This window comes from Paenibacillus xinjiangensis (genome assembly GCF_059686975.1).
In genome coordinates this window covers 174299-200639 of record NZ_JCAALS010000011.1, presented here as the reverse complement: position 1 = coordinate 200639, position 26341 = coordinate 174299, and the positions used below count along the sequence as shown (strand labels likewise).

The following is a 26341-nucleotide window of genomic DNA, read 5'->3' as shown; positions in this document are numbered from 1 at the left end:
GTGGACGAGAAGAAGGCTGCGCATGTGCGTGTGGAAACAGTGGAAGCTTCCTCGAACGAAAGTGAGGAAGCTAACGGCACTTGGCGTCTCCAAGGTGAAAGCTAATGAGTGAGGAAATACAAGGAAGAAATATTGGAGAGTTGCAGGTAGTCCAGTTCTTCAAACCACGCTAAACAACCAATTTTGGTTAAACAACGGCTTGAAGAGTTTAACGGACAGATACAAATCTATGCGGAATATGACATGAACCGCCGTATACCGATCGGTACGTACGGTGGTGTGAGAGGTCGGGGGCTAACCGCCCCCTCCTACTCGATTCATCTGAATGGCCTACAGAAGTGGAATAACCGCCGTGCCCTCTTATTACAATAGGGAAGGAGAAGTGAGGTGCTTGTATTCCTTGCTTCTAACAGATTCGAAAGTAGAGGAGCTGCTGCGGAATGAATCTTAACAGGAATGCAGGTTTTTGGATACGCTTGGGCGCTGCTGTACTGGATATAATTATTGTGTCTATTCCACTAGCTATTCTGTCGTTTATCTTGACAGGCGGAGAAGGAAAAGAGCCATTCACCGACATCCTTGGGTTTCTGTATTCTTTGCTGCTGCCTGTACTGTGGAACGGTTATACGATTGGCAAGCGGATATGCGGTATTCAGATTAGGAGGCTGGATGGATCAGCACCAGGGATTGGTACAATGCTATTACGCAACGTTGTAACGGGCATCATCTATGGCATTACGTTCGGGATTGCGGCAATCGTAAGCGCCTTTATGGTGGGGCTGCGAGAGGATAAGAGGTCCATTCATGACATGATCGCTGGCACAGAGGTTGTATATGATAAATGATAGGATAGGCGGTTCGTAGAGGAGGGAAGACATAAGGACAAAGAATAAGGGCGGTTCATATTCACTTGAACCAGCCCTTCTCTTTGAACCTCGTAATGGCTTCGATGCGGTTGCTGACATCCAGCTTATCGAGGATGATGGAGATATAATTGCGGACAGTGCCTGTTGTCAGATAGAGCTCACTGGCGATTTCCTTTGTATTCTTGCCGTCGGCAATCAGTCCGAGCACTTCCTTCTCGCGCTCTGTTAACGGGTTCTCTTGACCAAATGCATCGTCTACTAGCTCAGAGGCATAAATGCGGCGACCAGCCATAATGCTTCGAATCGAGCTAGCCAATTCTTCGCTTGGACTGTCTTTCAAGAGATAGCCGCTTACCCCCGCTTTCAAGGCACGGTCGAAGTAACCCGAGCGTGCGAATGTCGTCAATATGATGACTTTACATCCAGCACCTCTAAGCTCCTCTGCAGCATCAAGTCCGGTCTTGGCAGGCATTTCAATATCCATAATGCATATATCCGGCTTGTGAAGGTGGACGAGGGCAACGGCATCTTCTCCGTTGCTTGCTTTGCCAACGACTTGCATGTCCTCTTCCAGGTCAAGCAGGGAAGCCAGTGCTCCGAGCAGCATTCTCTGATCCTCTGCAATCACAATACTTATCATTTTTTTACCTCCTCAAATGTTTTGCGAAGCAAAACATACTTCGTAAGCATGGGCCTAATGTTTTGCGAAGCAAAACATACTTCGTAAGCATGGGCCTAATGTTTTGCGAAGCAAAACATACTCCGTAAGCATAGGCTTCATGTTTTGCGAAGCAAAACGCACTTAAGTCGGAAGCTGGCTGACCGCATTCGGCACCCGAATGGTCAGAGCTGCTCCATTATCCGTTATAATGTCCAAGCTGCCATTGACGAATTCGAGCCGTTCTTTCATCCCTCTAAGCCCATTTCCTGCGAAATAGCCTTGCGGGGACTTAATGCCGACGCCGTTATCTTTCACCTTAATGATGAGCTCTGTTCGGGTAGGCTCTATGGAGATCGAACAGATGGAAGCCTGGCTATGCTTGACGACATTGGTAACGGCTTCCTTGAGACACATGCTAAGCACATTCTCCGTCAATAGAGAAGTGTTTTTGAGTACCGGGTCCCCTTCAAGCTCGAATTCGATTTCTGCTGCGCTCAGAATCTGCTTCACCTTGATAATTTCTTCCTCTACCCTAGTTCCCCGCATTTGAGTGACAAGCTCCCTAACTTCCTTCAGTGCGGTTCTGGCCGTCTGCCGAACATCGTTGATTTCTACTTGAGCTTGAGCCGGATTCTTGCTAATCAGCTTGCCAGCCAGATCGCTCTTAAGTCCAATAAGCGAGAGCTTCTGACCAAGAGTATCATGCAGATCACGGGCAATACGCTGACGCTCTTCCAGCTTCACTAGCTCAGAAATTTTCTTGTTCGCATCCTCCAGCTTCACTTCCAGCCGTTCCTGCTTGTTCCGATTATAGTTGTTGAGTGGAAGCATGATAACGACCATTAAGGAAACGAGTATGAAAGGGAACTGATTGATCAGCATCGGATCAGAGGTAGCAAATCCATAGTTAATGGTTGCGAAGGTTGAAATAAGATGAATCGTATACAGTGTAATGAATCCGCCGCGATGACGGATATTTCCAATGAAGAATGCTAAGAAAATGGAGAAATACACGTAACCGAACAGCAGTGTCATCGCTATAGAGACCAGAATCTGAACGCTAGTCCAGAAATAAATGAGCCATCCTTTAGCAACAAAGGACAGCACATAGCAGGTGAAGAATAGTAGAATCATTGCGATTCCATAGACGACCTCGAACGTAGAGGAGGAACGGAATATGAAGTAGAAAGGGAGGATGCAGAAGACGACCCATACATAAGGGCTGAGCCCCGTGCTTTTATGAAATATTTGATGCCATTTCTGCATATATGTCCCACCCTTCCTGCGTCATTCCTCGAAAAAAGTTGATTCTATTCTAACATATAGCATCCATTAATAGTTGGTAGGGTTATTTGGCCTGCAATCTTGGGCGCGGCGATGGCATAGTCTCTGTATCTTTCTTGCTAAGTCTTTGCTTGATCCCTTTGAAGCTGACGAAGGTTTTGTTCTCTTCATCCCATAGACGGAAGTGAAGGGACTTCAAGCTTGTTTTGAGCGTAATGGTCGTCGCTTTATGAAGAGGCGGTGTCGCATTATGCGCTTGCTCCAAATAGTAGTTAGGCACCTTAGGGCTTAGATGATGCACATGGTGGAAGCCAATATTGCCGGTAATCCATTGCAGCAGCTTAGGAAGCTTGTAGTAAGAGCTGCCATCTACGGCTGCTTTTACATAACTCCACTCATCCTCGTTCTCGAAGTAAGAATCCTCGAATTGATGCTGTACGTAGAACAGCCAAATACCAAGCAAGCCAGAGAAGAAGAAGATAGGTCCTTGTACGATAAGAAAGGCTTGCCAGCCAATCGCCCAGATGAGCAGGGCATAGAGAGCAACGATCGATACATTTGTAATATACGTATTGAGACGTTCTTTGCGTTTGGCACCTTTACGGTTGAAACGGTACTGAATGAGGAACACGGCAATTGGACCAATGCCGAACATAACGAAAGGATTACGATATATGCGATAAGCCAATCTAACCCACACAGAAGCAGCTATATATTCATCCACGGTAAGAATCCACATGTCGCCGATTCCCCGTTTGTCTAAGTTGCTGCTCGTTGCGTGATGCATAGAGTGACTATATTTCCATTGTTGGTAAGGAACGAGTGTTATGACACCTGTGATGGTGCCGAAAATGGTGTTTGCTCGTTTGTTTTTGAAGAAGGAGCCATGCGTGCAATCATGAAAAATGATAAAGGTACGGATAACGAATCCCGATGTAACTATGCCAAGCGCCACTGTAAGCCATACGGAAACGGATAAGCTTAAATAGGCAGCATACCAGAGTACAAATAAAGGAATTAAGGTGTTAATTAATTGTCTTACACTCGATTTGATGTCGGTTTTTTCGTAAGGGGCAACCTCTTTTTTTAGATGAGCTTGTTTGGCTTGAGTCATTGCATGAATTCCTCCTCATGGTTACGCATCGATAACGTTAGAAACGTCTACGAAGTTAGGTCTATTTATATTGTAGGCAAAACAGCGCATCTTACACAGTCATAAATGTCAGTGTGTATACATGACAAATGTCATGTCGGGAAGGAGTAACTACCAAATTTACTAAATGTTTTCCAAATGAAAATAAAATCTTCAAACCTCTATAACAGTCCTCTAACACACACTCTCTAAACTTAAGCGTGAAGCTAGAGAGAAAGGAAGATGAGTAAGCATGGATTCGCAGCAACAAAAGCTGGTTCTGCCTGTTCAAGCTGTTCGTCGCTCTGAAGCAGCTAAGGTTAAGGTGCGGAATCGGAAAGAAAATACACTTGGTTATTTGTTTCTGGCACCGTCTTTGTTATTATTCGCCGTTTTTTTATTTTATCCGCTGGTGAAATCGGTGTACCTGAGCTTTCAATTGACCGACCCGCGCGGTAGAGTAGCGGCGTATGTCGGAATCGACAATTATACGCAGCTGTTTCAATCGGAGCAGTTCTGGAACAGCCTTGGGGTAACAGGGATGTTCGCCTTGCTGACCGTCCCGGTGGGACTGGTGATCGCAGTGGTAACCGCAGCGCTAACACATGTGAAGCTTCCGGGGATGAAGCTCTTTCAATTCGTATTTTCTGTGCCCATGGCATTATCCGTTGGTACGGCATCGGTGATATGGATGGTCCTATTCCATCCGACGATGGGGATGCTCAATTATTTGCTGACACAGGTCGGTCTGTCTCCTGTGCAATGGCTGACTGATCCATCCGTTTCCTTATTGTCTATTGCTCTGATGACGGTGTGGATGCAGTCAGGCTTCAACTACATTATTATATTGAGCGGGCTGCAGGGCATCGCGGAGGATATAACGGAGAGCGCAACGATAGATGGCGCAGGCCCCATTAGAACCTTCGTTCAGATCGTATTGCCGCTGCTGTCTCCCACTTTATTTTTCCTAACTGTCGTTTCCTTAATCAGTGCATTCCAATCGTTCGGACAAGTCCATATGCTGACCAAAGGGGGACCAGCCGGTTCTACGGAAGTGCTGGTGTATTCCATCTATAAGGAAGCGTTCATCAACTATCAGTTCGGTACAGGCAGTGCGCTGTCACTCGTCCTGTTCGCCATTATTCTTATTCTCACGTTCATCCAATTCGTATTTGTAGAGAAGAAGGTGCATTACCAATGAACCGAACGCTGCGCAGTGTGCGCCATACGTCTTTGTATTTGATATTGCTGGTGCTGGCTGCATGCATAGTATTCCCGCTGGCCTATACTTTTCTGCAATCGTTCATGACCACAGAGGAGGCCTCCCAATATCCGCCGAATCTGGTGCCAAGCGGCTTGTATATGGGTAGTATTGCCGCTGTATTCGATCTGATTCCGGTAGGCGCTTTTATTGGCAATAGCTTTGTTATCGCGACGGTTATTATGATCGGACAAGTGTTCGTCGCCAGTATGGCGGCTTATGCCTTCGTATATATTCGATTCCCAGGCAAAAGCTTCTGGTTCCTATTGTTCCTGTCGACCATGATGATTCCTTGGGAAGTGACGATAATTCCGAACTATCTCACGGTTAAGTCATGGGGATGGCTGGACTCTTACCAAGGGCTTACGATTCCGTTTCTAGCTTCGGCTTTCGGCGTGTTCCTGCTCAGGCAGTTCTTCATGCAGCTGCCCCGTGAGCTGTTCGAGGCAGCGAGAATAGACGGATGTGGACATGTTCGGCATTTTATTGCCATTGTGCTGCCTTTATCACGTCCGGCGCTTGCCTCACTCTCGGTCTATGTGTTCCTGAATTCGTGGAATATGTATCTGTGGCCTCTGCTCATCACGAATAGTGATCGCATGCGCACGGTGCAGATCGGAATTGGGATGCTGCAATTCGAGGAATTTACAGCTTGGAATATTGTACTGGCTGGGGTAGCCATCGTGTTGCTGCCTTCCTTGCTGCTGCTCGTTCTCGGCTTGAAGCAGCTAGTGCGGGGGATCACCGCTGGAGCCGTCAAAGGGTAGAGGAACAAGGCTTATTAGAATGGCTATCGTCCGCTTAGGACGCTTCCATATAAGAGTGAAATATAAAGATAAAGGGAGAGAGCAAACAAATGGTGTTGAAGCGAAGAACAGGAATAGCAATCACGATGATGGCTGTACTGCTCGTACTATCGGCTTGTGGAGGCAATACAGGGGGGAATAACCAAGCTGGTAATGCAGAGCCGGCAGGTAATGCGGCTACTACAGCGCCTACAACAGAAGCAGCGCAGGAGCCGGTTAAGGTCGTATGGTGGCATTCCATGGGCGGCGAGCTGGGCAAAGCCGTGACACAGCTGGTATCGGACTTCAACGCATCGCAGACTGGTGTTCAGGTAGAAGAGGTGTACCAGGGGACGTATGACGAGAGCTTGAACAAAATGAAAGCATCCATGGATTCCAAATCCGGCCCTTCTCTAATTCAGGTGTACGAGATTGGTTCACGCTTCATGATTGATTCGAAGGCGACTACTCCCGTACAGACATTTGTTGACGCCGAAGGCTATGATCTCTCCCAGCTTGAGGAGAATATTACGAACTATTATACATTCGATGGCAAGCTGCACTCCATGCCATTCAACACATCGAATCCTATTCTTTACTACAACAAAGATATGTTCGAGGCAGCAGGACTTGATCCAGAGAAGCCTCCCGTTACATTCGAAGAAGTTAAGGAAGCAGCAGCAGCACTTAGCAAGGACGGTCAATCGGGCGCTTCCTTCGCGATCTATGGGTGGTTCATGGAGCAGTTCTTCGCTAATCAAGGGATTGAATACGTGAATAACGGGAATGGCCGCACGACGCCTGCTTCCGAATCGTTATTGAACAGTGAGACGGGCGTGAAGACACTTACTTGGTGGAAGGAGCTTGTGGATAGCAAAGCTGCACTCAATCTCGGCCGCAAAACCGATGATACCAAAAAAGCATTCGCAGCAGGCCAAGTCGCGATGACACTTGATTCGACAGCATCGCTGCGCGGTATCGTTGATGCGGTAGGCGGCAAGTTCGAGGTAGGGACAGGCTTCCTGCCCAAAGAATCGGCTTCCCAAGAGGGCGGCGTAGTTGTAGGCGGTGCGAGCTTGTGGATTATGAACAACAAGCCAGAAGCAGAGCAGCAGGCAGCTTGGGAATTCATTAAGTTCCTAGGCAAGCCAGAGACACAAGCTTACTGGCACATTAACACAGGCTACTTCCCGATTACGAAAAAAGCTTATGATGAGCAGATTGTTGCCGATAATCTGGCGAAATACCCGCAATTCCAGACGGCTGTTGATCAGCTTCATGCATCCAAGCCGAGTACGGCTTCTCAAGGAGCTGTAATCGGAGTCTTCCCTGAAGCAAGACAGATCGTGGAGAATGCGATTGAAGAAGCGCTCACAGGCGTCAAGGACCCTCAGAAGGCTCTCGACGATGCAGCCAAAGCGATCACAGAGAAGATCGGCACATACAATAAAACCGTGCAATAATCAGTTGTTATGGTAAGGACAAGCCAGCCTCGCGCGTTAAGCGGGGCTGGATTTTTTTGTGATCGTGATGCGCACATGATAAAGAAAGGGGTCTGTAAATGGATAATATGGTAAAATGTATAAACCTTTACTTCGATTAGAAAGGGCTGATGGCTATGACCTCAATTCAAATCAATCGGAGCACAACGCTGGTGAGTACACTTATTCTTTATGGATTGCAATATGGCTTGTTCTTCTCCTTTAGCATTAGAAGTATGCTTCGTAACGAACGGGACATCTTTTTTTACATGGGCTTTGTCTGGCTTCTCTTATTTATCATTCAGCTATATTTGTATATGAAGCATAGAAAGCAGGGGCCATTAGAGCTGCAGCTAGATAGTCATACGATTATTATAAATGGTCAGACAATAGCTGCTGATTGCATCAAGGAGATTAGGGTGAAGGGTTATTTCAATCCAATAATTGGAATTATGCTAAAAGATCGTATTATCGCTCCGATGGACTTAAGCTTTAGAATCGCTGGCGATGAGGATCGTGCGATGAAGAGCCTGCGGGATTGGGCAGATGACAATCAGGTGCGAGTGCTGAGTAAGAGTTTTGTGAGATGGATGTAGCCGGTCATTTCATTCAAGCCATTGAATAGGAAGGATGAGCAGAGGTTATGAGCGTTCAACCGCCAATCGAAGCGATCTTATTTGATTTGGATAATACGTTAGTGAACAGGCAGCAAGCCTTCGAGCTGTACATCGACAGCTTCGTAGAGCAGTTCGTTGATGTGTCTGATCATCAGCATAAGGCTAGTATTGCGGAATATATCCGGTTGGCCGATCGCAATGGCTATCGGAAGAAACGAGAGCTGTACGAGGAGCTGCTCCGTGATTTGAAGATGAAGCAGGCGGACACCACTGCTCAGCAATTGCTGGACTATTGGTTCTCGGAGTTTTATAAATATACGGTGCTTATGGATGGAGCTATAGAAGTATTAACGGAGCTTAGAGCGAGGGGCTTCAAGCTGGGACTCATAACGAATGGCTCCATTAGGACGCAATATGCGAAGATCGATCAAGCTGGAATTCGAGCATATTTCGATGCGATTGCTGTCTCTGAAGAGGTTGGCGTGAAGAAGCCAGATGTAGGTATTTTTTTCCTGACATTGGAACAATTGGGGGCTTCAGCTCGTCATAGTTGGTATGTAGGTGATCATCCTGTGAATGACATTCAGGGGGCAGAGGCTGCTGGCTTGCAGACAGTATGGCTGAGCGGAACGACGGAGTGGGCTGCTGAGCTGCCGGAGCCTGTTCACACTATACATAAGCTGAGACAATTGCTGGCGTTGATTGACGAGAATCACTAGAGGGTTCTGGGAGCAGCAGAGCTGGGAGGAGGCCGCATAGAGTGAAGAACCGCAATAAGCTGCAGCTCAGTCGCTGGTACAATCAAGGCCGTGATTCATTATCACGCAGGACAACTTATACGTTGTCGAGCTTTGTGGTGGTATTGCTATTGGTATCTATTTTTTTATCCAGCTGCATATCAGTTAAAGGAGTAGATCTAAGTCTTCTATCCATGAACGAGGTACAGGAAGATTTGGCGCAGTCCGACCTGCAAGCAGCCTTGTCGAGTACTCCCATTAAGGAGCAGTACGAGCTGGATCGGGCTGAGATTCAAGTCTACGATTTAGATAACGATGAGCTCCTGTATGTGTATGTTTTTCCATCAGGGGAAGACAGCTATCTTGGACAAAGAGCTATTAAGCAGCAGACAGAGCTTATTAATCTTGTGTACACTCCGCATTTCTATACGGCGAAGAATGCACTCTTTATTTATATGAAGAAGACGGATGGGCATGCCGTGGAGCAGATGATGAGCGAGCTTGTAGAGGCGTTAGAGTAGCATCAGGTTAACTGAAAGCCAGGGCATATTGCCTTGGCTTTATTGCTTGCTAAGACCACTTGCTCCTGGAACCTGTGGTATAATTTTCAAAAAAAGAAAAGGGTGACTCGTATGAGAAATTTACGCATAACGATAGCCGCACTGACGTTGATCTGCTGTATAGCCTATATGTCGCCGTTTCTAGCCTATGCATTAGATATTGAAGAAGCGCCTCTTGGGTATTTGTATAGCCTCGCATATGGAGTTATTGGAATTATCATCATGGATGGGAGACTAACGCTGTGGAGCAGAGCAAGTAAGCTGGTCTACGGCCTTAGTCTAGCCCTGCACCTGTCGTTCCTGCTATTGATGTTGAATCAATGGATCACCATTGTCCATACAAGAGAATTATTAGCCGGTTACTTAGCTATTCATCTGGTCTCAGCAGTGCTGATCATTATTTATATCGCCAAGACGGTTTCACGGAAAGTTGGAGGTGCGAACAAGCATGGGATTTAAGCTTCGGGTTCAAAGCATAGGGAAGCATAAAGGGAAACTATATTTGACGCTCCTTGTGTGTGGGTTGATCTTATCGGTGAATCATCACCTCGGCTATTCTTACGGGGATACCTTAATAAGATGGATAGGCATGTCACCTTGGTCCCACCCGTCGTCGGGGACCGGATTGCACTATTCGGTGCTTATAGGTCTAGTAATGCTTATTACAGGCATCGGTGGTGCCGCTAAAACTTACCGTCCGAGATATCCTACAATTCTAAGACGAATCATCCTAGGCTGCATCGCTTTCGTCATCGTATATCCCCTTGCTACGGAGAAGCTGATGGTAGCTGTTCATTATAACTCAACAGCCGTGAGCTCCATTGCTTATCAAGCAGGAAAGAATAGTTGCAATTATTCGCTGATGTCCAAGGAGGACAACAGGGCAACAGGGAGCTGCAATCTTGAGCTCTATAACTATGGCAAAGCTAAGTTGGTTCAAGTCGAGCCTGTTGTTCATACTAGCATTGGAGATATTCAGACTGTAACACTGCCTCCCGTGACGATACATCTGGTACCGCACCGGAAGGCGAATATGGCTGTAACGTTCGGGGAGACATGGGAGAATGCAAGTAACACCTCGTACTTAAGTGGAAGCAGCAATCATATAAGATTCAATCTGGAAGTTGTAGAATAAGGTTCATTCCGTAGACGAACGATGGCGGAATCGGTTGTCAGGCTTTGTTCATCCAAAATGCTCTCTTCGTGTGCTTCCTTCCTATTCATGGCGTACCAGATTTCGCTGCTGAAGAATTGGAACGGATTCGTTCGCGAAATCCCAGACCATCGGGCAGCAGAGGTTGAAGAGAGGTACATTGCAGCTGACTTTTAACGGCTGACTTTGGAAAAGAGAGCATCCTGTTGGCCTTCTTATGAAGGCGGGGGACGCTTTTTTATAGTGCACAAATACCGAGGAGGCTGTACAATTCTTACATAGAACAACGTTGAAGGAGAGGTTCGTGTGGAGCGTGCTTATGACATCAGAGATGCAGGGATTGAGGATCTGCCCCGCATCGTAGAGATCTATAATTCGACAATAGCCTCACGTCAAGTAACAGCGGATCTGGAGCCAGTATCGGTAGCAAGCAAGCAAGACTGGTTCGATGAGCATTCTCCGGATTTCAGGCCTTTATGGGTTGTTGAGGAAGAAGGCAAGATTATGGCATGGCTTAGCTTCCAATCCTTCTATGGCCGTCCTGCTTATAATGCTACTGCGGAGATCAGTATCTATATTGCAGAGGAGTATCGTTCACAAGGACTAGGCTCTGTGCTGATTGGCAAGGCGCTGGAGGCCAGCCCTGGGCTGAACATTCATACGCTGCTAGGCTTTATATTCGGACATAACGAGCCAAGCTTGGCCTTGCTTAGGAAGTATGGCTTCGAGCAATGGGCGTTTTTGCCAAAGGTAGCGGAGCTTGATGGAGTAGAACGAGATCTTGTTATTGTAGGAAGAAGAGTGTAAGCAGCAGGGGTGCGTCAGCGGTGTAGTGGATGATGAAGGAGAGAATGCGCTATGGATCGGATAATTATGAATGCGAGATTCGCCAATAATAACGGATTGTCTATTCATTTTATCGACACTAGTCCCTCTGCCGATCCTAGCCTCACCCCTGTGCTCATCTGCCCAGGATTATCGATGACAGCTGAGGAATATGAGGAGCTAATGCAGTTCCTTGCCCCTCGAAGATGTGTTGCGTTGTCATTCCGCGGTAGAGGCCGCAGTGATACGCCTGTCTCAGGGTATGATTGGGAGCATCATGTATCTGATATAGAAGCGGTTATTCGGGAAGCGGGTCTTGAGCAATTCCATCTATTCAGTTACTCCCGCGGTGTATCCTATGCGCTTGGTTACCTTCACAGCTGTGGAGAGCAGGAGACAAAGCTGCGTTCTGTCATTGTGGTAGATTACCCGGCAGAGCACAGAGCGATGTCACTCACATGGGCGGAGGGCTACATCCAAGACTATTTGATTCCACAGCAGCGTTTGGGTACATTCATACGTGAAGAGGCTGTGCGGGGGATTCAGAGGGAATCTACCTCGCTGGCTTTTCCTCTGAGCCCGGAGTACCCTTTATTGGTCTTGCGCGGGATGCTGGAGGATGCTCTGATCAAGGATGCCGATGAACAGCGGTATAAGGCTATTGGCAGCGATGTTACGATACGCGCCTTCGACCAATCTGGGCATAACATTCTGGGTATGCAGCAAGCAGAAGCCTATGAAGCGATTGCAGCTTTTATTGAGTTTAATGATTAGAAGCTCGTAGAAACTATTCCAGTTGGGGAGCAGCTGGCTGCACGAGCCCGATAATGCTGTTCAAGAGTCAGCATTAATGGCGAAATGAGCCGTGCGAGTTCGATAATGCTGCTCAAAAGTCAGCATTAATGGCGAAAAAGGCCGCGCGAGTTCGATAATGCTGCTCAAAAGTCAGCATTAATGGCGAAAAGGGCTGCGCGAGCCCGATAATGCTGCTCAAAAGTCAGCATTAATGGCGAAATGAGCCTCGCGAGCCCGATAATGCTGCCTAAAAGTCAATATCAACAATAGCAAATTGAGGGTCTGCGCAAAGCATCCCCTCCTTTACAAATACAATGTGGTGTTACATCGCCAAATGAATTATTCTGGAACATATAGCTTGCCTGCAGAAGAGAAGGGAGAATGAACATTGAGTAAGTTTTGGAGTCCACTAGCCGCTTCATTGGTTCCTTATGTGCCAGGGGAGCAGCCGAAGGACAAAAAATATATTAAGCTGAATACGAATGAAAGTCCCTACCCGCCGTCTCCGAAAGTATTGGAGGCGATTCGTGGGGAAGTCAATGAGGATCTACGTCTCTATCCGGATCCAACCTGCGATGAGCTGGTGCGGACGATAGCGGATTATTACAAGCTGTCCCCGCAGCAAGTATTCGTGGGTAATGGCTCCGATGAAGTGCTTGCCTTCGCCTTCGCCGCATTCTTCGATCCAGCGAAGCCTGTTCTGTTCGCAGATATTACATACAGCTTCTATCAGGTGTATGCGGATTTCTATGGCCTGAAGGCGGATCTTATACCGCTGGACGAGCAGTTCCGTATGCCGCTTGGGCAATTCAACAGCCGTGAGAACGGCGGCATCGTCATTCCTAACCCGAATGCACCAACGCCTAACCTCATTCCGGTTGATGAATTCCGCGCTGTTCTCGAGCATAATCGCGACCAAGTCGTTATTATTGATGAAGCTTACATTGATTTCGGCGGGGAGTCCGCAGCAAGGCTTGTGAACGAATATCCGAATCTGCTCGTCGTTCAGACTTTGTCCAAATCACGTTCGCTGGCAGGGCTTCGAGTAGGCTGGGCACTTGGCAGTGAAGAGCTGATTGACGGCTTGAATCGGGTCAAAAACTCGTTCAACTCCTATACGCTGGACAGGCTGGCGCTCGCAGGAGCGGTGGCGGCTATTCAAGATGAAGCTCACTTCAAGGAGACGGCTCATAAAATCATGGCTACTCGCGAGGCTGTCATCCGTGAGCTTACCGAGCTGGGCTTCCGGATGACGGATTCTCAAGCGAACTTCGTGTTCATCTCACATCCGGTGAAGCCTGCGGAGACATTATTCAAGCAGCTTCGTGAGAAGGGCATTCTAGTCCGTTACTTCAATAAGCCTCGTATTAACGAGTACTTAAGAGTAACGATTGGAACGGATGAAGAGATGAGCGCATTTATTGAAGCCATCCAAGAGATCGTGGCTGTATAATGGAGGAAGCGAAGCATAAGAGCTTCCGACGTTCGACTCTTTTCATCGTAATGCTTAGCGTGATTTACGCTGTAATCGGGAATACTTTTTATCACATAGCTTATCGTTACAGTGTCGTTATTGATATGGCTTACACCATCAGCATCCTATTAGCGGCCCTTTATGCTGTGCCGGTTGTTCTGTGGTTTCGCAGCAAGTATTGGTACTTCCCTCTGTTTATTCCCGTGCTCTGGGTGCCAATGGTCGTGATTGCCTCGTTCTTATTTAGCTTTGTATTCCCTCTTGCTGATGATGAAACAGGTGGAGGAATACTGCTGTTGTTCATACATGGGCTGAATCTAGGTACTATCGCAATTGGTGTTCTGATCGGAATTGCAGTCAATGCAGCACTCGCTGCATGGGGGAAGTTTCGTAGGGAATAAAAGGCTTTACAGCCTATTTCCTTTTTATTATTTTTTCGTGCTATAATGGTTGCAAGTGACTGGTTCGGATTTTTTTAGTTTGAAGTATAACAATCGTCGTCAGTCTTATAAATAGGAGGTTAATTTTTGAATAACAGGACAGAAAACAAACTATCCATTTTTGCCTTGGGCGGCGTAGGTGAAATTGGTAAAAACATGTACGCAGTACAATATGCCAACGATATTATTGTAATTGATTGCGGTTCCAAGTTTCCCGATGAGGAGTTGCTCGGTATTGATATCATCGTACCGGACATCACATACCTGATTGAAAACAAGGACAAAGTTAGAGCAGTGCTCATCACTCATGGACATGAAGATCACATCGGTGGCTTGCCATATATATTGAAGCAGCTTAGCTTGCCGATATATGCCAGCAGACTAACTATGGGCCTGATCGAAGGGAAGCTGAAGGAAGCGGGCTTGCTCGGCACGACGGAGAGAACTTTGATCCATGCCGAATCCGAGCTCAAGTTTGGTTCGATGACGGCGTCATTCTTCAAGACGAATCACAGTATTCCGGATTCCCTTGGCGTGGTTCTCGACACTCCAGAAGGTGTCGTAGTTCATACAGGAGATTTCAAATTCGATCAATCGCCGGTAAGCGGTCATCATGCCGATCTGCACCGGATGGCTGAAATCGGGAAGAAAGGCGTTCTTGCTCTGCTATCCGAGAGTACGAATGCTGAACGTCCAGGCTTCACCCCTTCGGAAAAAATCGTAGGCGCGAACTTTATCGACGCTTTCCGCAAGGCAGAACGCCGTGTTATTGTATCGACGTTTGCATCTAATGTATATCGACTGCAGCAGGTTATTGATGCTGGTGTTGCTACTGGCCGTAAGCTTGCGGTTATTGGCCGCAGTATGGTCAACATGATTACGATTGCATCAGACCTTGGTTATTTGGAAATTCCAGATGGCATGCTGATTGAGACGAATGAGGTTAACCGCTATGCGGACAACCAGATTGTCATTCTATGTACAGGCAGCCAAGGCGAGCCGATGTCCGCTCTTACGCGTATGGCTCGTTCCAACCACCGTCAAGTGGAAATTCTAGAAGGAGACACGGTTATTATCTCCGCGACTCCAATCCCAGGCAATGAGCGCAGTATCGGACGTACAGTGGACGAGTTGTTCCGTTTAGGTGCTAATGTCATCTACGGACAAGGCGCGGCTACAGGTATGCACGTATCAGGTCATGCTAGCCAGGAAGAGCTTAAGCTTATGCTTCATCTGATGTCTCCGAAGTATTTCATTCCTATTCATGGTGAATACCGGATGCAGCTTCATCACAAAATGCTTGCAGAAGCTGTCGGCGTCGATCGCAGCAATATCTTTATTGTTGATAATGGCGAAGTGGTGGAAATCGCTGGCGGTGCTGCTCGCAAAGCGGGTAAAGTACCAGCTGGCAACACGTATATTGATGGTTTAGGCATCGGCGATGTCGGCAATATCGTGCTTCGCGACCGTAAGCACCTATCTCAGGACGGTATTCTTGTCGTCGTGGTAACGATTAGCAAGCAGGATAAGACGATCAAGTCGGGACCAGATATTATTTCCCGTGGGTTCGTATATGTACGCGAATCGGAAGGACTGCTTGAAGAAGCGGGCAGAATTGTTTCCAGAACGATAACGAAATCAATCAGCGACAATGTCAATCAATGGACAACGCTGAAATCAAATGTGAAAGACTCGCTCGGACGATTCTTATATGAGCAAACGAAAAGAAAGCCGATGATCCTTCCAATCATCATGGAAGTATAATCGGCGCCTAACCAGTCCACTTCACTTTGCTTAGTGAGCCGATACGAATAAATATAGAGCCTTGCATGGATGACGGTAACGCCCGTTTTCTGTGCAAGGTTTTTTTGCGCGCCTTGACTTTTGGAACCAGAGGTCCTACAATAGCGTGAGACTAACGTTCGTTAGGCGAGGGAACAAGTGAAGGCGGGGGTAAGTATGAATCCATCCAATCAACCACCTACAGCGCAGCGCATTAAGGAAGCGGCACTGATGATGTTCACGGAATCGGGTTATGAGGGTACGTCTATGTCTGAGATTGCCAAGGTAGTCGGGATTAAGACGCCTTCGATCTATTCTCATTTCAAGTCCAAGGAGCAGCTGTTCCTCCAACTATCAGAGGAGGGTGCTGCCGAGGAATTGGCGCAGTTCCATAAGCTGATAGAGTCGTCGAAGCAGGAGCCCATTCTGGAGCGGCTATATGAAGTATTCAATTTCTTCACCGATTTCAACCAGTTGACGGCAGGCCAATCCTTCTTTAAGCGAACGATGCTGGTTCCGCCTAGACATTTGCGTGATCATCTAAGGCAGGCCGTTATGAAGCTGGAGGAAGCCATTAATGTGCATTTGAAGGTATTGTTCTCCGAAGGGCAGCGGGAGGGCGTATTCACAGAGCAGAATGGAGACCGCATGATTGCGATATTCTACAACTGTATAGATGGGCTGTTGGTTGAGTTTCAAATTTATGATGATGCCGTATTCGTGGAGCGTAAGCGAATAATATGGGAGTCATTGCTAAGCATATGGACGGTAGACAGATTGGAATGACGACAGAGAGGATTGAGTACAAGTGGCATGGGTTTATCTAATTATAGCAGGTCTCATCGAGGTGGCCTGGACGTTCGGACTTAAGTATTCAGAAGGGTTCACTGTGCTGCTGCCAAGTATCATCACGGTAGCTCTAATTCTAGTGAGCTTCATCCTGCTCGCACGGGTTATGCGGTTAATTGAGATTGGTACGGCGTATGCGGTATTCACCGGAATTGGAACGGTAGGAACAGTTGTAGTCGGCATATTGGTATTGGATGAGCCAGCAGATCCATTACAGTTATTGTTTATTGCCATATTAATAGCGGGAATTATAGGACTTAAGCTGGTCTCATCCAAGGATGAGAAGCAGGAGCCGGTAACAGCTTCCTCAGAACAGCTTACTGGAAAGGAGAGAGCATAAAATGGCTTGGATGTTTCTCATCTTATCCGGATTAGCGGAGGTTGGCGGTGTAACGTCCATGAAGCTGTCGGATGGATTCCGCAAGTGGAAAGGTACGGCAGGGGCTATCGTATTCGGAGCCTTCAGCTTCTACCTGCTCTCCAAGGCGCTGGAGGAAATTCCGCTTAGTACGGGATACGGCATATGGACGGGGATAGGCTCCTTCGGCAGTGTACTGCTGGGGATGATATGGTTCGGAGATTCGCGGAATTGGAAGAAGATCTTATTCGTACTGATGATTATTGTCGGAGTTATCGGGTTGAAAATGACTGGCGGCAGCCACTAGCTGCAGTAGTGTATAGGCGGATTCTCAGGGAGGGCGAACAGCACCTTGCAGGAATCCGCTTCTTTTTCATTATCAAGCGCGGCTTTCTTTTTTGGCGGCTCCGTTTTACAATGTGAGTAATTAGCTATAAGATTCGGATGATAGATCGTGTAGATATAGGAGTGGGGATTTATGCTTCATAGAGATAGGGACCAACGGGACAAGCTTATTGCGATAATAGAGGAGAGCTTGCTGCAAGTCGTGAAGATCGAGAGTGTAGACCCAGGCAATCCCGTACAGGTGCACCATGTGCCGCAAGATTGGGAGCTGCTGGGGGCAGGCAATTATGCGGCTGTATTTACCCGCAGCAGCTATCCTGACTATGCGGTTAAGGTATATGCGCCTGGTCGGGAGGGCTGGAATAGCGAGAGGGAAGTGTATGAACGGATAGGCGAACATCCTGCGTATTCGACTTGCTATGCCTCAGGACTGTTCAACGGGCTGTATTATCTTGTGCTTCGCAAGCTTAGGGGGAAGACGCTGTATCAATGCGTACTTGATGGTATTCTGATTCCGGCACAAGTGATCGAGGACATCGATAAAGCACTGGATTATGCAAGGAGCAAAGGACTGAACCCGCATGACGTGCATGGCAAGAATGTGATGGTGTCTGAGCAGGGACGAGGTTTAGTTGTCGATGTGTCGGATTTCCTCAAGGAAGATCCTTGCCTGATGTGGGATGATCTGAAACGGGGCTATAATCGGATCTACATGCCGTTCTTATCGAAGCGTCCGCTGCCTGTCCCCGAATGGGTGATGAACGGTGTGCGCAAAGGCTATCGTTGGGTGCGTTCATCGTCTAACGAGTCACAGTCCTAGAGCCAACAAAGAGGCGGCAGCCGCGTGCAGCGGTGCCGCCTGACAGGGGGGGACAGCGGATTGCGGCCAACCTATGGACCTGCCTGCCTACAGCCCATGGAACAGAGTCTCTTCTGCAGCCGGAGAAGTGGGGGAGTGCGAGGCAGGTCATGGATGGCGTGACCTAATGGGTTGATGTTCTAATGCTCGGCATCGAAATCTTCCAATAATGCCTTGGCACGTTCTTCATCTTTCGTTAAGACATGAAGCCGTTTCAAGGTATTTCCTTCGGACGTGATTTTGGATTTCACTCCATTTGCCTTCAAATGTGCTTCCATCCTGTCAATCAGATCAGCTCGAGAACCGCCCTCGGTTCTAATGGCAACCCATCGTTTCCACAGAAATGCCACCTCGCGCACCTCCCCGCCTTGCACAGATTAGCCATTCCGTACATATGTATTCACGCATCTATCACATGCATGACAGGAATCGATTGAACATTTCGTAAAATTTATATAGGAACAAGATCCGGAACGGTTTCGACAGCTCGATTAATGTTAGAATAATATGGATTCTAATTAAGCATCTCATGCAGATCGAGGAGGAGTGCAAGTGAACCGTGTAACAGCAATCACGCAATCCACAGAGCTGAATAATGGTGTACATATGCCTTGGCTCGGGCTTGGTGTCTACAAATCCCAAGAGGGTGAGCAGGTTGAGCAGGCCGTAACAGATGCCCTTGAAGCTGGCTATCGGAGTATTGATACGGCGGCAGCGTATGGCAATGAAGAAGGTGTAGGAAGAGCTGTAGCTGAAAGCGGAATCAATCGAGAGCAATTATTTATTACGACGAAGGTATGGAACAGTGATCAGGGCTATGAGAGCACGCTTCAAGCCTTCGAAGCGAGCAGACGCAAGCTGAAGCTGGATGTCATCGATCTGTATCTGGTTCACTGGCCAGTCGTAGGTAAGTTCAAAGAAACTTACAGTGCGCTGGAGAAGCTGTACAAGGATGGTTACGTACGAGCGATCGGCGTGAGTAATTTCCTAGTGCCGCAATTAACGGAATTATTAGCGGAATGCGAAGTCGTGCCTGCTGTGAATCAGATTGAATTCCAACCATTCCTGACTCGGCCTGACGTTCAGGCTCTCTGCAAGGAGCGGGGCATTCAGCTGGAAGCATGGAGTCCACTGCTGCAGGGGAATCTAGATGTTGAGCTGTTCAAGCAAATAGGCGTCAAATATGGTAAAACACCGGCACAGGTTGTGCTTAGATGGGATCTGCAGAATGGTGTTGTTACAATCCCGAAGTCAGTCCGCAAGGAAAGAATTATTGAGAATGCCGATATCTTTGACTTCGAGCTGACAGAAGAAGAAGTATCGGCTATCAATGGCTTGAATGAGAACCGTCGATACGGCTCCGATCCGATGAATTTTAATTTCTAATATAGACTGTTTGTACGGCCTTAAGCAGCTGGGAATGATAAGCTAGTGCTTGCGGTGCATATCCTAAGTACGGTCTTCGCATCATAAGAATGAATTCGGGCGGCCCGGCTATTGACAGAGTCAACTGTAATTGTTATTATTACAGTACAAAGTAGGGAGGCCGTTCACATTGAACAGCGAATTTACGATTGCCGTACACAGTCTCGTTTATTTAGCTTATTTGCCCGATAGAATGGCGAGCAGTGAGATGATTGCCGACAATGTCGGTACGCACTCCGCACGTGTTCGTAAGGTAATGAGCGGATTGCGTCGAAGCGGATACGTCGATACGCGCGAAGGCGCGGGCGGCGGCTACAAGCTCACAATTGATCCGAATGTGGTTACACTTGGTGATATTTATCGGGTGATGGCGCAAGGCTCCTTCATACCGAGCTGGTGCTCTGGTGATCCAGGCATGGATTGTGTCGTAGGCTCGAATATGAATCAAGTCATGTTTAGCATCTTTTGTAAGGCGGAGAAGCAGCTCGAAGCGAATTTCGGCGAGATTACTATCCAAGACGTATTGAACCAAATTCACGCTCGCGGATAAGGCAATGGTTTACGAGCACGGTGTAGCGGGTATTTCCTTATCATAAAACTTTGATTGGAGAGGATGAGTAATCATGGCAGTAGCATTGACAAAAGAAAATTTCTCAACTAGCGTTGAGAGCGGCGTTTCATTGGTAGACTTCTGGGCACCATGGTGCGGACCTTGCAAAATGCAGCTTCCTATCGTGGAGGAGCTGGCTACTGAAATGGAAGGCCAAGCTGTTATCGCGAAAATCAACGTGGATGAGCAGCCTGAATTGGCTTCCCAATTCGGCGTAATGAGCATTCCAACTTTGATCTTGTTCAAAGATGGTCAACCTGTTGACAAAATGGTTGGCGTACAAAGCAAAGATTCCCTCAAAGCAAAAATCTCTGCTCAGCTGTAAGACTGAAGCAGATTAGAAGCCGCCCCCTTCCACCTCGTGTGGCAGGGGGCGTTTTTTTTGTGTTTTATGAAATTAATGTAAAAAAATACGCAACATCCCTTATTGGTGCAGCGTCTATAGATTAGTTCAAATCAGGTGGATAAGCATGGGAGGGATTGTGGATGGCAAGAGGTAGACGGATTGTTGCTTTGGCGACAGCAGCGGTGCTGATAAGCAGCGTTCCAAGTGCAGTGTTTGCTGAGAGCAAGAACCATTCAAGCGTTATACGATTAGCAGCGACAGAGGGGGATTTGGCAGCAGTGGAGGCGAATACAGAGGAACCAGCCCATGCAGCGATAACGAAGGCTAAGGCTGAAGAGCTTGCACGCAGCAGTGTGAGCATACCGAAGGAATATGCGCTGCAGAGCACGAGCTTCTCGGCCGATGTGCTGGCAGGCGGCAAACGGAGCGTATGGGGTCTTGATTTCGTCAAAAAAGTGAATGGCAAGCACAAAGGCAGCATTTATGTTCGTCTTAATGCCGATAACGGCGAGCTGCTCGAGTTCAACTCCTACGTTGATAATCCTAGCGCTAAGCCCACTTATCCCTTGAAGGTTGAACGAGAGGAAGCGCAGCAAATAGCGAGCAGCTTCATCAACACCATCGCTCCTAATTATACAGGACAATTACAATATAATCCGGACTACGGCATTCAACTGCTGCCGCCGCTTACCGGAGAGGTAAGGCATTCAATCCGATATGACCGCTTGGTCAACGGCATCCCCTATGTCGATAACTACATTGAGCTCGATGTCGATAGTGAGGGGCATATTTTGCGCTATGCGCTGCAATGGGACGATACGATCCAATTCCCCGAAGTTCAGACGAAGCTGACGCCGGCACAGGCAAGTACAAGGCTGACAGAGCTGGCGAAGCCAATACTTACTTACATCGTTCCGTATCAAGCCAGTGGACAGACCCAGCGCAAGCCGCTGCTGGGCTATGAGATGGGGACGCTCGCCATTGATGCTGTCAGTGGACAGCCGGTGGAGGAGGCATATAACAGACCCAATAATATTGCGGCTTCCCCTGTATCTGACAAGGCACTGGGCGATAAGCCAAGCGTGGGGAGCTTAACGGAGAAGCAAGCTGTCGATAAGGTCACTTCATCGTTCACATTGCCGGCAGGGGCCGAGCTTACAGGGTCGAGCTATAACGAATACAATGATGACTATACGGGGACGAAGCAAGCCTATTGGTATATCAATTGGTCCATTAAGAGCGGCAATAATGAGATAGGCTCTGCTTCAGCAACGGTTGACAGCCATACCGGCGTAATTAGAAGCTATAATTATTACGTTTACGATCGGGACAATAGCTCGAAGCCGGCGGTCACTCATGAGCAAGCCCAAGCTAAGGCAGTTGAGGCAGTGAAGCAGCATCTTCCTTGGGCGGTGGATGAACTGTTCCTAGTGGAGGCGGCTCCGGGACAATATGATCCGAGTCAGCTTATATCGATTGATTCGTATTATGTAACCTTCGCTCACAAAATACATGGAGCCATCGTGGATCAAGATTACGTTAGTGTAACGATTGATGCTCGAACGGGTGACATCCGCAGCTATGATGCGAATATCGCGGACTATGCTTATCCAGACAAAGCACCAGCTGTAATTGAAGCTCAAGATGCTATTGAGAAGTGGCTCACCTATTACCGCACAGAGCTGACCTATTACCTGGCGCAGCAGATTGACTATCAGGGTCAGCCGATTCCAATTGAGAAATACAATGCGATGCTGGCTGCAGGTGTTGCTAACGCGAGTGATGTGGAATATAAATCACAGGCCCAGCTTGTGTACCGACTTGTTCCTCGTCTCATTGATGAGCAAGTATTCTTGGATGCGGAGACAGGCATCTGGCGCAATAGGAGCACTGGTGAAGCTACACAGCTGGAGAAGCCGAAGGCGATGGATATTGAAGGCCACTGGGCACAGCGTCAGCTTGAGCTGATGGTTGCGTATAAAGCGCTGGATGTGAAGGATGGCAAGGTGCGTCCAAATGCTGTCGTTACACGCGGGGAGCTAATTAAAATGCTTGTTCTTGCGATGAACAGCGGTCGTTCGCCGATTGCTTATACTTCAGCCGACTCCAGCCAAGCTGCTTCCTTCAATGATGTAGCCAGAAGCTCGAATTATTACATCTATGTGGAGAGTGCAGTTCAGCAAAATCTAATCGATATTGGCGATGGCACCTTCAATCCCGAGGGCGAGGTTGATCGGGAGGAGATGGCGGAGCTTATCGTAAGAGCGTTAGGCTACAATCCACTTGCCGAATACGACGAATTGTTCAATATTACCTTCAAGGATGCGGACAAGACGGAGAAGAAAGGACAGGCGGCTATCGTGGTCGGTCTGAGGATTATGTCCTTGACCAAGGATGAGTTCCAGCCAGGCAAAAAAGTATCCCGTGCGGAAGCCTCAGCTGCCTTCTTCCGCTTCCTGCAGACGCGTGCTGATCTGCAAGAAGCTCCGCTGCGCAATTAAGCAGATATATGCGTCAAGCACCGCCTCTGCAGATGTATCCAGCATCTGAAGGGGCGGTGCTTTTGTCGTGGGAGCTAATCTGATTTTTTCTTTTTGGAAGAGAAATTAGTGACGGACTTGGCGTCTTCTACGTTATCGTTAACGAAAGCCATATCTTGATTTTTTGCCTTCATGTGGGTTGTGCCTTTATAATTGCCTTGGTGGGTTTTGTTCTCCATCGCAGGTATCACCTCCTTGCTCCGGTAGTATTTCCACAGCAGGGCAGGACATGCAGCAAGTATTACATAATGAGGGGTGTACGTAGTGAATAAGGCTTTTTATAGATATGCGGTATTTATTCTGTTTTTATTGTTTAGTCTAGTGGTGGTATTCCTTAGTAATGAGGTTCTGATCCGCAATGGTGATCCAGGAGTGACAACGAAGTACCTGTTCGTTCAGTTCGCAATGCTGTTCGGCTTCGGCGCAAGCTTGCACCTGCTGCTGGGCGGAGCTTTTCGCATACGTATTCGAGCAACCATCTGGACCCTCGTCCTCTCGCTCCTGCTCATTATTGCCAATTATTTGACGGCCGTCTATCAGGGTCAGCTGTACACCTCGGCAGAGGGAACGATTCACACACTGATGAGAATGCTGCTAGATGATAAGAATAAGGTGCTCCTCAATCTGCTTGCGGGCTTCCTGTTCGGACTGTCCTTCGTGGATAAAAGCAAGCAATAGGCAGCTAGCGTCTATACTGATACAGCCGCGCTTACATATGCTGATGACATGAACCTATGTTGATGGCAGAGGGGGAGGCGCGTGATACACCGTATGAGGATGCGTCCTTCGATGCGGTTATCTCCTTCGAGACAATTGAGCATGTCGCTGAAGGGGCGGCATGGATTCAGGAGTCTGCCCGTGTATTGAAGGCGGGAGGAAGGTTCATCGTCTCAACGCCGAACCGGACGGTCACGAATCCCCCGCTTTATTTTGAAGAGCAGCCGTTCAATCCCTACCATCGCTTCGAATACCGGACAGCTGAGCTATTAGGGGATTTATTGGTTCATTATGATATTGAGGAGCTATATGGGCAGAATCCGATCGATGATTCCAGATTCGCCTCGCTGAATTGGCTGCGGCAGATGAGCGGGCTCCCTGCAGGTAGGGAGGAGAGCAAGGTAATGGCCGATGTAGGGCATGAGCCTCTGCCTCTGAGCCAGTTCAAGAGCTGCGAGCCGATGTATGTTGTTGCGGTGTGCCGGAAGAAGGGTTGATCGGTGCTATACCAAGGCAATATGCATGTATCAAGCTGTATATCCTGTGATCGATAGTGTTAAGATGGAGTTATCTCGAAGGGAAAAGATAGACTTCATATATAAAGCCACCTACAGACCGTCCTTAGGAGTTGACATCATTCTATGATTGTGGAGAATCACCTTATTCTTTGGAACCATATATCGCTAAAAATACAGGATGTGCAGCGGATCAAGCTGCCGGTTGGCGAGCATTCACACACATTCAAGCTTTCGTCGAGTGCGCTGTTATACACGATAAAGGGGCGTGCTCGACTTCTGCTGGACGGGGCTGAGCATCATGTGGAGAATGGATATGCTTGTCACGCTGGCAAAGGCACAGTTGTCACTATCATGGAGATTACCGACCATTTAGAATACTATATGATCCAATATAAGGCCTCTCTGCCGCTGCCGTGCAGCCAAGAGCTGCTTCAATTGCTGACCAGCACGGAACCGTTTAAGATCCAATATGGTTTTGTGGTCAGCCATGCTGCTCCGCTGCTTCTATTCTTGTCCCGTATGGAGCAGGAGTGGGGCCAGCCGGAAGCGATGGCGAAGCTGCAGGTGAAATCATTATTTTATCAGTTCATTTGCGAGCTGATGGGCCAATTGCAGAACCAGAGATTGGAGAAGACTTCCCCGGATATCGTGCTGCAGGCTGCCAGATATATGGATGAACACTATGCCGAACCGATCACAGCAGATACTCTTGCAGCGCTATTGAATTGCAGTCCTCGAACAATGCAGCGGATGTTCAACAAGCGACTAGCTTTTGGGCCGATTGACTACCTGATGCAGATCCGCATAGACAAAGCCAAGGAATTACTACGCTGTACGAATGCAGGGCTCAAGGAGATCGCCGAAGCAGTCGGTTATGTGGACAGCTACTATTTAAGCCGGTTATTTAAGCGTTCCACGGGCGTTTCTCCAAGCACGTATCGAGAATCGATGTATCAAGCCAGAGGTGATGAACCGGAGACGATTACTGTAATCGCGCCTAATCTGGAAACAGTCGGCAGCATAAAGGCGCCGACAAATCCACTGGATGCTGCTATACGTCGCTCACTGCGGACGATCATTCATCTTAAAGGTGAGCTGATGCTTGAGTGGCAGCCTGAGAAAATTGCTGTGCTGGATCCCCAGTTTATGGACCATATGCTGGCTCTAGGTGAGCAGCCGGCCGGCAGCGTCATGGTAACCGGAGATCTTATTAGCTTTCCTGAGTATCTGATGGGCAAGCTGCGCGGTGTCCAGCCTTTGGGAACGCTGGATGAACCCGATCTCGAAGCACTGCGTGCTTTGGCGCCCGATCTGATCATCTGCACCGAGTTCCAGATGAATATTTATGAAAGCCTTAAGCATATAGCGCCGACCATTATGCTCGAGCGTAATCGTGACTGGAGAGAAACACTACGAATCATCGGGCGGATTATGGGCAAGAAGCTTGTAGCGGAGCAGGTCTTACAGCAGTATAAACAAAAAATCAGTGGGCTGAAATCGGCACTGGCAGCCAAGCTGCATGGGCAGTCGGTAACGATGATCCGGCCGCAGGACAATATCATTAGGCTGCATACATGCGCTCATCGTACGGCGTCAATTCTATACAGTGATCTGGGGCTGTATCCGCCGAAGCTAGCGGTTGACCGCAAAAGGACCAGTTCAATCATAGCTTTGGAGGGATTGCCGGAGCTGGATGCTGACCATTATTTCGTATTGACCGACAATAAATGTAAGGCTTGGTCGGATGAGATTCAGACCACGAATACTTGGAAAAGTCTGCGCGCCGTGCAGCAGCAGCACGTTTACCATGCCAAAGCGAGCATGTGGATTGCTTATTACGGCCCTATCACGATGAATCAGGTGGTTGATCAAGTGGCGGAAGTCTTCTTGGATGCGAAATAGCCTTTTTTATCGTACAGTG

Annotated in this window: 32 protein-coding genes and 1 pseudogene; 28 read left to right on the top strand and 5 right to left on the bottom strand. The window is 48.0% G+C overall.

Annotation, left to right across the window (positions count from 1 at the left end; all coding sequences use genetic code 11):
• The 3 genes and pseudogenes from AC6ESP_RS13460 to AC6ESP_RS13450 form a co-directional block, all read left to right on the top strand.
• Positions 1-247: pseudogene (locus tag AC6ESP_RS13460) on the top strand (group II intron reverse transcriptase/maturase); the annotation flags it as partial.
• Positions 184-372 (top strand): hypothetical protein, encoded by a 189-nt coding sequence (locus AC6ESP_RS13455; protein ID WP_497097252.1) that lies wholly within the window; start codon positions 184-186, stop codon positions 370-372. The pseudogene AC6ESP_RS13460 and the gene AC6ESP_RS13455, both read left to right, overlap by 64 nt.
• Before the next feature lie 68 nt (positions 373-440).
• Positions 441-845, top strand: a complete 405-nt coding sequence (locus AC6ESP_RS13450; protein WP_497097247.1) for an RDD family protein — start codon at positions 441-443, stop codon at positions 843-845.
• Between the two features lie 61 nt (positions 846-906).
• Here the strand turns inward: AC6ESP_RS13450 and AC6ESP_RS13445 are convergent, their stop codons facing one another.
• From AC6ESP_RS13445 to desA, 3 genes are all read right to left on the bottom strand, one after another.
• On the bottom strand, positions 907-1506 hold the full coding sequence (locus AC6ESP_RS13445; RefSeq protein ID WP_497097246.1) for a response regulator: 600 nt from the start codon (positions 1504-1506) through the stop codon (positions 907-909).
• A 162-nt stretch (positions 1507-1668) separates the two neighbouring features.
• Positions 1669-2793: a sensor histidine kinase gene (locus tag AC6ESP_RS13440; RefSeq protein ID WP_497097245.1), complete on the bottom strand. Its 1125-nt coding sequence runs from the start codon at positions 2791-2793 to the stop codon at positions 1669-1671.
• A gap of 82 nt (positions 2794-2875) precedes the next feature.
• On the bottom strand, positions 2876-3925 hold the full coding sequence (desA, locus tag AC6ESP_RS13435) for a Delta(5) desaturase DesA (RefSeq protein ID WP_497097244.1): 1050 nt from the start codon (positions 3923-3925) through the stop codon (positions 2876-2878).
• A 271-nt stretch (positions 3926-4196) separates the two neighbouring features.
• Between desA and AC6ESP_RS13430 the strand changes: the two genes are divergently transcribed.
• From AC6ESP_RS13430 to AC6ESP_RS13345, 18 genes are all read left to right on the top strand, one after another.
• Entirely contained in the window at positions 4197-5144 is a 948-nt protein-coding gene (locus tag AC6ESP_RS13430; protein WP_497097243.1) for a carbohydrate ABC transporter permease, read from the top strand.
• Positions 5141-5971 (top strand): carbohydrate ABC transporter permease, encoded by an 831-nt coding sequence (locus tag AC6ESP_RS13425; protein WP_497097242.1) that lies wholly within the window; start codon positions 5141-5143, stop codon positions 5969-5971. The genes AC6ESP_RS13430 and AC6ESP_RS13425 overlap by 4 nt, the downstream gene beginning before the upstream one ends.
• An 89-nt stretch (positions 5972-6060) precedes the next feature.
• A complete protein-coding gene (locus AC6ESP_RS13420) occupies positions 6061-7452 on the top strand; it encodes an ABC transporter substrate-binding protein (protein ID WP_497097241.1) in 1392 nt (463 codons plus the stop codon).
• Positions 7453-7607: 155 nt separating this feature from the next.
• Positions 7608-8066, top strand: coding sequence for a hypothetical protein (locus AC6ESP_RS13415; protein WP_497097240.1), 459 nt, complete (start codon positions 7608-7610; stop codon positions 8064-8066).
• A gap of 47 nt (positions 8067-8113) precedes the next feature.
• Entirely contained in the window at positions 8114-8806 is a 693-nt protein-coding gene (locus AC6ESP_RS13410; RefSeq protein ID WP_497097239.1) for an HAD family hydrolase, read from the top strand.
• A gap of 41 nt (positions 8807-8847) precedes the next feature.
• Positions 8848-9345 (top strand): hypothetical protein, encoded by a 498-nt coding sequence (locus AC6ESP_RS13405; RefSeq protein WP_497097238.1) that lies wholly within the window; start codon positions 8848-8850, stop codon positions 9343-9345.
• A 111-nt stretch (positions 9346-9456) separates the two neighbouring features.
• The gene (locus AC6ESP_RS13400; RefSeq protein ID WP_497097237.1) at positions 9457-9843 is read left to right on the top strand and encodes a hypothetical protein; all 387 of its coding nucleotides are present in this window, start codon (positions 9457-9459) and stop codon (positions 9841-9843) included.
• 196 nt (positions 9844-10039) lie between these two features.
• Positions 10040-10519, top strand: a complete 480-nt coding sequence (locus AC6ESP_RS13395; protein WP_497097236.1) for a hypothetical protein — start codon at positions 10040-10042, stop codon at positions 10517-10519.
• Positions 10520-10843: 324 nt separating this feature from the next.
• The gene (locus AC6ESP_RS13390; RefSeq protein ID WP_497097235.1) at positions 10844-11344 is read left to right on the top strand and encodes a GNAT family N-acetyltransferase; all 501 of its coding nucleotides are present in this window, start codon (positions 10844-10846) and stop codon (positions 11342-11344) included.
• Between the two features lie 51 nt (positions 11345-11395).
• The gene (locus tag AC6ESP_RS13385) at positions 11396-12136 is read left to right on the top strand and encodes an alpha/beta fold hydrolase (protein WP_497097234.1); all 741 of its coding nucleotides are present in this window, start codon (positions 11396-11398) and stop codon (positions 12134-12136) included.
• Between the two features lie 409 nt (positions 12137-12545).
• Positions 12546-13610, top strand: coding sequence for a histidinol-phosphate transaminase (hisC, locus tag AC6ESP_RS13380; RefSeq protein WP_497097233.1), 1065 nt, complete (start codon positions 12546-12548; stop codon positions 13608-13610).
• A 50-nt stretch (positions 13611-13660) separates the two neighbouring features.
• Positions 13661-14032, top strand: a complete 372-nt coding sequence (locus AC6ESP_RS13375) for a hypothetical protein (protein ID WP_497097232.1) — start codon at positions 13661-13663, stop codon at positions 14030-14032.
• Positions 14033-14158: 126 nt separating this feature from the next.
• Complete coding sequence (locus tag AC6ESP_RS13370; protein ID WP_497097231.1) at positions 14159-15835, top strand: ribonuclease J; 1677 nt, start codon at positions 14159-14161, stop codon at positions 15833-15835.
• Positions 15836-16030: 195 nt separating this feature from the next.
• Complete coding sequence (locus tag AC6ESP_RS13365) at positions 16031-16639, top strand: TetR/AcrR family transcriptional regulator (RefSeq protein ID WP_497097230.1); 609 nt, start codon at positions 16031-16033, stop codon at positions 16637-16639.
• Positions 16640-16661: 22 nt separating this feature from the next.
• Positions 16662-17042, top strand: a complete 381-nt coding sequence (locus tag AC6ESP_RS13360) for a DMT family transporter (RefSeq protein WP_497097229.1) — start codon at positions 16662-16664, stop codon at positions 17040-17042.
• Between the two features lies 1 nt (position 17043).
• Complete coding sequence (locus AC6ESP_RS13355) at positions 17044-17367, top strand: DMT family transporter (protein ID WP_497097228.1); 324 nt, start codon at positions 17044-17046, stop codon at positions 17365-17367.
• A 171-nt stretch (positions 17368-17538) separates the two neighbouring features.
• Complete coding sequence (locus AC6ESP_RS13350) at positions 17539-18225, top strand: protein kinase family protein (protein WP_497097227.1); 687 nt, start codon at positions 17539-17541, stop codon at positions 18223-18225.
• Between the two features lie 32 nt (positions 18226-18257).
• A complete protein-coding gene (locus AC6ESP_RS13345; RefSeq protein ID WP_497097226.1) occupies positions 18258-18392 on the top strand; it encodes a hypothetical protein in 135 nt (44 codons plus the stop codon).
• A gap of 12 nt (positions 18393-18404) precedes the next feature.
• Here the strand turns inward: AC6ESP_RS13345 and AC6ESP_RS13340 are convergent, their stop codons facing one another.
• Positions 18405-18614, bottom strand: a complete 210-nt coding sequence (locus AC6ESP_RS13340) for a hypothetical protein (RefSeq protein WP_497097225.1) — start codon at positions 18612-18614, stop codon at positions 18405-18407.
• 256 nt (positions 18615-18870) lie between these two features.
• Here AC6ESP_RS13340 and AC6ESP_RS13335 point away from each other — a divergent pair, with 256 nt between their 5' ends.
• The 4 genes from AC6ESP_RS13335 (at position 18871) to AC6ESP_RS13320 (ending at position 23146) form a co-directional block, all read left to right on the top strand.
• Positions 18871-19650: an aldo/keto reductase gene (locus AC6ESP_RS13335; protein WP_497097251.1), complete on the top strand. Its 780-nt coding sequence runs from the start codon at positions 18871-18873 to the stop codon at positions 19648-19650.
• Positions 19651-19819: 169 nt separating this feature from the next.
• Positions 19820-20239: an RrF2 family transcriptional regulator gene (locus AC6ESP_RS13330; protein ID WP_497097224.1), complete on the top strand. Its 420-nt coding sequence runs from the start codon at positions 19820-19822 to the stop codon at positions 20237-20239.
• 73 nt (positions 20240-20312) lie between these two features.
• The gene (gene trxA / locus AC6ESP_RS13325; RefSeq protein ID WP_497097223.1) at positions 20313-20624 is read left to right on the top strand and encodes a thioredoxin; all 312 of its coding nucleotides are present in this window, start codon (positions 20313-20315) and stop codon (positions 20622-20624) included.
• A 161-nt stretch (positions 20625-20785) separates the two neighbouring features.
• A complete protein-coding gene (locus tag AC6ESP_RS13320) occupies positions 20786-23146 on the top strand; it encodes an S-layer homology domain-containing protein (RefSeq protein ID WP_497097222.1) in 2361 nt (786 codons plus the stop codon).
• 74 nt (positions 23147-23220) lie between these two features.
• On the opposite strand, the gene AC6ESP_RS13315 is transcribed toward AC6ESP_RS13320, so the two are convergent.
• Positions 23221-23364 (bottom strand): hypothetical protein, encoded by a 144-nt coding sequence (locus tag AC6ESP_RS13315; RefSeq protein ID WP_497097221.1) that lies wholly within the window; start codon positions 23362-23364, stop codon positions 23221-23223.
• 85 nt (positions 23365-23449) lie between these two features.
• Here AC6ESP_RS13315 and AC6ESP_RS13310 point away from each other — a divergent pair, with 85 nt between their 5' ends.
• The 3 genes from AC6ESP_RS13310 to AC6ESP_RS13300 all read left to right on the top strand — a co-directional run bounded on the left by AC6ESP_RS13310 (position 23450) and on the right by AC6ESP_RS13300 (position 26322).
• A complete protein-coding gene (locus AC6ESP_RS13310; RefSeq protein WP_497097220.1) occupies positions 23450-23863 on the top strand; it encodes a hypothetical protein in 414 nt (137 codons plus the stop codon).
• 62 nt (positions 23864-23925) lie between these two features.
• Positions 23926-24399 carry a class I SAM-dependent methyltransferase gene (locus tag AC6ESP_RS13305; RefSeq protein ID WP_497097219.1) on the top strand — a complete coding sequence of 158 codons (474 nt, stop codon included), beginning with the start codon at positions 23926-23928 and terminating at the stop codon, positions 24397-24399.
• Between the two features lie 144 nt (positions 24400-24543).
• Positions 24544-26322: a helix-turn-helix domain-containing protein gene (locus AC6ESP_RS13300; RefSeq protein ID WP_497097218.1), complete on the top strand. Its 1779-nt coding sequence runs from the start codon at positions 24544-24546 to the stop codon at positions 26320-26322.
• Positions 26323-26341: the final 19 nt, after the last annotated feature.

Coding starts and splice junctions, on each gene's coding strand:
- AC6ESP_RS13375 (WP_497097232.1), top strand. CDS start 13,661: ATGCTTAGCGTGATTTACGCTGTAATCGGGAATACTTTTTATCACATA.
- AC6ESP_RS13350 (WP_497097227.1), top strand. CDS start 17,539: ATGCTTCATAGAGATAGGGACCAACGGGACAAGCTTATTGCGATAATA.
- AC6ESP_RS13415 (WP_497097240.1), top strand. CDS start 7,608: ATGACCTCAATTCAAATCAATCGGAGCACAACGCTGGTGAGTACACTT.
- AC6ESP_RS13305 (WP_497097219.1), top strand. CDS start 23,926: ATGGCAGAGGGGGAGGCGCGTGATACACCGTATGAGGATGCGTCCTTC.
- AC6ESP_RS13385 (WP_497097234.1), top strand. CDS start 11,396: ATGGATCGGATAATTATGAATGCGAGATTCGCCAATAATAACGGATTG.
- AC6ESP_RS13440 (WP_497097245.1), bottom strand. CDS start 2,793: ATGCAGAAATGGCATCAAATATTTCATAAAAGCACGGGGCTCAGCCCT.
- AC6ESP_RS13445 (WP_497097246.1), bottom strand. CDS start 1,506: ATGATAAGTATTGTGATTGCAGAGGATCAGAGAATGCTGCTCGGAGCA.
- AC6ESP_RS13315 (WP_497097221.1), bottom strand. CDS start 23,364: ATGGAGAACAAAACCCACCAAGGCAATTATAAAGGCACAACCCACATG.
- AC6ESP_RS13450 (WP_497097247.1), top strand. CDS start 441: ATGAATCTTAACAGGAATGCAGGTTTTTGGATACGCTTGGGCGCTGCT.
- AC6ESP_RS13320 (WP_497097222.1), top strand. CDS start 20,786: ATGGCAAGAGGTAGACGGATTGTTGCTTTGGCGACAGCAGCGGTGCTG.
- AC6ESP_RS13410 (WP_497097239.1), top strand. CDS start 8,114: ATGAGCGTTCAACCGCCAATCGAAGCGATCTTATTTGATTTGGATAAT.
- AC6ESP_RS13430 (WP_497097243.1), top strand. CDS start 4,197: ATGGATTCGCAGCAACAAAAGCTGGTTCTGCCTGTTCAAGCTGTTCGT.
- trxA (WP_497097223.1), top strand. CDS start 20,313: ATGGCAGTAGCATTGACAAAAGAAAATTTCTCAACTAGCGTTGAGAGC.
- AC6ESP_RS13400 (WP_497097237.1), top strand. CDS start 9,457: ATGAGAAATTTACGCATAACGATAGCCGCACTGACGTTGATCTGCTGT.
- AC6ESP_RS13335 (WP_497097251.1), top strand. CDS start 18,871: ATGCCTTGGCTCGGGCTTGGTGTCTACAAATCCCAAGAGGGTGAGCAG.
- AC6ESP_RS13395 (WP_497097236.1), top strand. CDS start 10,040: ATGCTTATTACAGGCATCGGTGGTGCCGCTAAAACTTACCGTCCGAGA.
- AC6ESP_RS13365 (WP_497097230.1), top strand. CDS start 16,031: ATGAATCCATCCAATCAACCACCTACAGCGCAGCGCATTAAGGAAGCG.
- AC6ESP_RS13425 (WP_497097242.1), top strand. CDS start 5,141: ATGAACCGAACGCTGCGCAGTGTGCGCCATACGTCTTTGTATTTGATA.
- AC6ESP_RS13420 (WP_497097241.1), top strand. CDS start 6,061: ATGGTGTTGAAGCGAAGAACAGGAATAGCAATCACGATGATGGCTGTA.
- AC6ESP_RS13300 (WP_497097218.1), top strand. CDS start 24,544: ATGATTGTGGAGAATCACCTTATTCTTTGGAACCATATATCGCTAAAA.
- AC6ESP_RS13355 (WP_497097228.1), top strand. CDS start 17,044: ATGGCTTGGATGTTTCTCATCTTATCCGGATTAGCGGAGGTTGGCGGT.
- desA (WP_497097244.1), bottom strand. CDS start 3,925: ATGACTCAAGCCAAACAAGCTCATCTAAAAAAAGAGGTTGCCCCTTAC.